The sequence below is a fragment of the Nemorincola caseinilytica genome (assembly GCF_039540515.1).
GTDB lineage: Bacteria > Bacteroidota > Bacteroidia > Chitinophagales > Chitinophagaceae > Nemorincola > Nemorincola caseinilytica.
This window is the reverse complement of sequence record NZ_BAABFA010000022.1, coordinates 1-4,545: the sequence shown is the minus strand read 5'-3', so window position 1 is coordinate 4,545 and position 4,545 is coordinate 1. Positions and strand designations below refer to the sequence as shown.

Here is a 4,545-nt window from a genome sequence, read left to right as displayed (position 1 = left end):
TACTCCTGTGTGGAGGGGATCCAACAAAGATGAATAAATCACCATAACGACTTTCGAACACTTATGATCGTAGATCGGTTCTCTTGTGTGGGCACGGGTCGGCTATCGCACAGGGCTACGCCCCAGACCCGCGCCAGGTAAAGGATGTAGGTATCTGCTAGTAAAGACCATTTAGACTTTAATATCCGGCATTTGTAAAACCTGTTATAAGCCCCTCCCCAACCCTCCCCGAACGGGGAGGGCGGTGTTACGGCCTATAATTCGCCATGCCGCCATTCTATGTCTAAACGGTATAACCACCAAGGGCCGCGCATAGCGGCCCTTGGTGGTTATGGATAAGAATGTTCGGGTGTAGTGCGCTACACGTTCCCCCGGCGGATGACGCCAAGAAGGAAGGAGATGATAGCTAGTACCAGCAAGATGTAAATGAGGTTGCCGGCATGCCAGGCGAATGCGCCTAATGCCCAGAATATGACCAGGACAACGGCGATGAAATACAATAGGCCTCTCATAGTTTTAGGTGTTTGGTTACTCTAAAGTTACTGCATAGACCGGGCCATAAAGTCATGCGGCTATTTAAAATTGTGTTATAAAAACAGTGTATAATGTGTGGGCGTTGAAAGACAATGTTTTGTGTATGGGCAGTACTTTGCTGCTTTGTGGGGGACATGTGATATTGGGTTGTCGGGGTACGAGGTGGCGAAGTGGGCATCTTCCTGCTTTTTATTATCTTTGGCAACATGGATGTACCCCATTTATTGCTATATATATTCCTGTGCATACTGCTGATAGGCTTTTTTGCGGGTATGGAGATAGCATTCATATCGGCCAATAAGCTGAACATAGAGCTGCGCAAGAAGCAGGGCCATTACTCGGGCAAGATACTGTCGGGCTTCATGGAGCGGCCTGAGGAGTTCATAGGCACTGCGCTGGTGGGGGTGAACGTGATACTGGTAGTATACGGCCTGCTGACATCGCAGCTCACGGACCTGCTGATGATAAAATACGGCATACACCTGCCCGAATATGCCAAGCTGCTGATAGATACCATACTGGCCACGGTGGTGATACTGGTGTTCGCAGAGTTCTTGCCGAAGGCCATCTTCCGCCACAAGGCCGATACCGTGCTGGTGGCACTGAGCATACCCATGAAGGTGATGCACTTCCTGTTCTCGTGGGTGGCCAGGATATTCGTATCCATATCGGAGTTCATACTGAAATACCTGTTCAATGTGCGGATAAAGGAGAACAAGCAGGTCTTCAGCCGTGTGGACCTGGAGCTTTTTGTGAAGCAGAGCATGCATGGGCACGAGAACGAGAGCAGCGAGGTGAACCAGGAACTTTTTGAGAACGCCCTGTACCTGGTGAATGTGAAGGTGCGCAAGTGTATGGTGCCGCGCAACGAGATAGAGGCGGTGGACATAGACATGCCTATAGCCGAGGTGCGCAAGCGGTTCATAGACACGAAGCTGTCGAAGATAATAGTGTACGAAGAGAACATAGACAATATAGTGGGCTATATGCACCACCTGGATATGAACCGCAAGCCACAGGTGATAAAGGACATACTGCATGCCATAACACCGGTACCCGAGGCCATGAGCGCGGTAGACCTGATGAACAGGTTCACGAAGGAGCGCAAGAGCATAGCATGGGTGATAGACGAATTTGGCGGTACGGCAGGGATAGTGACCATGGAAGATGTGCTGGAAGAGATATTCGGCGATATAAATGACGAGTATGATGAGGAGGAATTCGTGGAGAAGCAGATAGCCGAGCACGAATACATATTCTCTGGCCGTCTGGAGCTGGACTACCTGAACGAGAAGTATGGTTTCCACTTCCCTACCGATGAGTCGGAGACGCTGTCGGGCTACATCATCACCCAGCACGAGACCATACCGAAAATGAAAGAGCGCATCATCATAGACAAGTACGAATTCGATATACTGCTGGTGACCAACACGCGTATAGAGACGGTGAAGATGAAGGTGCTGCGATAGATACCTGAATACAATAAAAGAAAGATATCATGCCTGTAAAGCGCCCGTTCAACCTGAACAAATGGATAGAGGATAACCGCCACCTGCTGAAGCCCCCTGTGGGCAACCAGTGTGTATACAAAGAGGCCGACGACTTCATAGTGATGGTGGTAGGGGGCCCTAATGGACGCAAGGATTTTCACTACAATGTAGGCGAGGAGCTTTTCTACCAGCTACAGGGCGATATAGTGGTGCGCATACAGGAAGATGGCAAGATAGTGGACATACCCATAAAGGAGGGAGATATGTTCCTGCTGCCGGGTGGTGTGCCGCACTCGCCACAGCGTGGCGCCGATACCGTGGGGCTGGTGCTGGAGATAAAGCGCGAGACCGAGGAACTGGACGGTTTCCTGTGGTTTTGCGAGAACTGCCATGAGAAGCTGTACGAGGAATACCTGCATGTATCGGACATAGTGGCCCAGCTACCGCCGGTGATGGAGCGCTTCTACTCTGACGTGGAAAAACGTACCTGCAAGAAGTGCGGCATGGTGATGGAGCCACCTGTAAAGAGGGCCTGACCGCTCCCGACCTCCCCGAAGGGGAGGTGAATAAATTCGGGCCATTCAGTCGAAATATTCTATAAGGCCGCGCATCAGCGCTTCCCATTCTGTATTGCTCATGCCATGCCACAGGCCATCGCTGCCTGTGGGGCTGTTGCGGCCATGGTATATGGCCGATACCTTTATACCGTTGCGCTGTATGACTATGGTAGCAGTATCGCCATTATCTGTAGCGACCCTATCTGATGGGTGTATGCGTATGGCGAAGGTCTCCATGCCGGTATCGGGATAGTCGTCGTACTCCAGTGCTTCTATGGTGTAGGCATCGTATTCGTTGTAGGGCTGGCCCGGGCCGCGACCGTCTATGAGTATATGGTCGCCACGGCGGGCCTTGCGGGTGGCGGTATGGCGGTGCCCATCGGCCAGTGCGAAGCGTACATCCGCCAGGCCTGCATAGCGCGCCCAGTGGGTCACATCGAGCAGGCGGTTCTTGGCATCTACAAAGAGGTCCTCGGCCTCTTCCACGAGGTCGGCCTGCAGCGAGTGGGTGATATCTATCTCGGCGCCATCGGTATGGGCCGGTACCAGGTAGTGAGGCTGCTGCATAGGCAGTATTTTTATAGAAAGTTACTGAAAACATCGTGCCGATCTTGCAGGGGCGGTGCAGCGCGAAGCATGTTGTGCTTTGCATGTGCATAACTGGGCCGGGATGTACTAACTTCGTAGCCGGTGAAATAAGCTAACTGAATGGAAATAAGGCAGGTGAATGTAACGAGGTATGTGACGCCGCTGCGCGAGGGCGGATCGCTGCCAGCCATAGCAGAGGCCGATGATGGCTTTTTGTATGTGCTGAAATTTCGCGGGGCGGGGCAGGGGCGCAAGGCGCTGATAGCCGAGCTGATAGGTGGCGAGATAGCCCGCGCACTGGGTATGCGTGTGCCCGAGATAGTATTTGCACAACTGGATGCGGCCTTTGGCCGTACCGAGCCCGATGAAGAGATACAAGACCTGCTGAAAGCCAGCGTAGGGCTGAACCTTGGGTTGCACTATCTGTCGGGTTCTATAACGTATGACCCGGTGGCCACAAAGGTGGATGAACATACGGCATCGCGCATAGTATGGATGGACTGCCTGCTGCTGAACGTGGACCGCACCTGCCGCAACACCAATATGCTGATGTGGAACCGCCAGCTATGGCTGATAGATCATGGGGCGGCACTGTACTTTCACCATTCGTGGCAGAACTGGGAAGAAAAGGCGCGTATACCCTTTGCACAGGCAAAGGACCATGTGCTGCTGCCGCAGGCCACCCTGCTGAACGAGGCGGACAGCGAGTGCAAGCGTATACTGACAAAACAACGCATAACGGATATAGTGGGCCTGGTGCCCGATGAATGGCTGGTAACGGATAGCCCCTTTGAGACGGCGGCGGCGCACAGGGAGGCCTATGTAAAGTTCCTGGCAGATAGGGTGGCGGCATCTGATAACTTTGTAAAAGCAGCTAACGATGCAAGAGCGACACTTATTTGAGTATGCGGTGATACGGGCCGTGCCCCGTGTAGAACGTGAGGAATTTCTGAACGTGGGGGTAGTGCTGTACTGTGCCGGAAAGAGGTTCCTGCAGGTGCGGTATGATACCGGGCTGCAGCGGCTGGCTGTACTGGCCGGGCGGCAGGAAGTGGAAGAGGTAGCCTGCTACCTGCACTCCTTTGCGCAGATATGTGCGGGGGGTAAAGATGGCGGCACCATAGGCAGGCTGCCCGTGGCAGAGCGGTTCAGGTGGCTGACGGCCACACGCAGTACGGTGGTGCAGGCATCGAAGGTACACCCGGGGTTCTGTACCGACCCGGCAGAGAAGCTGAATGAACTGTACATGCAACTGGTGGCACCTGTGAGCCAGGCGCAGTAGCAAGGCAGTACGTTTTCCGATCGCAGATCATAAGTGTTCGAAAGTCGTTATGGTGATTTATTCATCTTTGTTGGATCCCCTCCACACAGGAGTA

The 4,545-nt window shown here is 53.2% G+C and carries 6 protein-coding genes; 4 read left to right on the top strand and 2 right to left on the bottom strand.

The genetic code is table 11. The features are described 5' to 3' along the window. Positions 1-359: 359 nt before the first annotated feature. Positions 360-512: a lmo0937 family membrane protein gene (locus ABD843_RS14195; protein ID WP_345084437.1), complete on the bottom strand. Its 153-nt coding sequence runs from the start codon at positions 510-512 to the stop codon at positions 360-362. 228 nt (positions 513-740) lie between these two features. Here ABD843_RS14195 and ABD843_RS14190 point away from each other — a divergent pair, with 228 nt between their 5' ends. Continuing rightward, positions 741-2,003 carry a hemolysin family protein gene (locus ABD843_RS14190; RefSeq protein ID WP_345084434.1) on the top strand — a complete coding sequence of 421 codons (1,263 nt, stop codon included), beginning with the start codon at positions 741-743 and terminating at the stop codon, positions 2,001-2,003. Between the two features lie 29 nt (positions 2,004-2,032). Further along, a complete protein-coding gene (locus ABD843_RS14185; RefSeq protein WP_345084431.1) occupies positions 2,033-2,560 on the top strand; it encodes a 3-hydroxyanthranilate 3,4-dioxygenase in 528 nt (175 codons plus the stop codon). Positions 2,561-2,605: 45 nt separating this feature from the next. On the opposite strand, the gene ABD843_RS14180 is transcribed toward ABD843_RS14185, so the two are convergent. Beyond that, positions 2,606-3,148: a hypothetical protein gene (locus tag ABD843_RS14180; protein WP_345084428.1), complete on the bottom strand. Its 543-nt coding sequence runs from the start codon at positions 3,146-3,148 to the stop codon at positions 2,606-2,608. A gap of 141 nt (positions 3,149-3,289) precedes the next feature. Here ABD843_RS14180 and ABD843_RS14175 point away from each other — a divergent pair, with 141 nt between their 5' ends. Both ABD843_RS14175 and ABD843_RS14170 read left to right on the top strand, forming a co-directional pair. Beyond that, entirely contained in the window at positions 3,290-4,072 is a 783-nt protein-coding gene (locus ABD843_RS14175) for a HipA family kinase (RefSeq protein WP_345084425.1), read from the top strand. Further along, positions 4,050-4,451, top strand: coding sequence for a DUF3037 domain-containing protein (locus ABD843_RS14170; RefSeq protein WP_345084422.1), 402 nt, complete (start codon positions 4,050-4,052; stop codon positions 4,449-4,451). The genes ABD843_RS14175 and ABD843_RS14170 overlap by 23 nt, the downstream gene beginning before the upstream one ends. Positions 4,452-4,545: the final 94 nt, after the last annotated feature.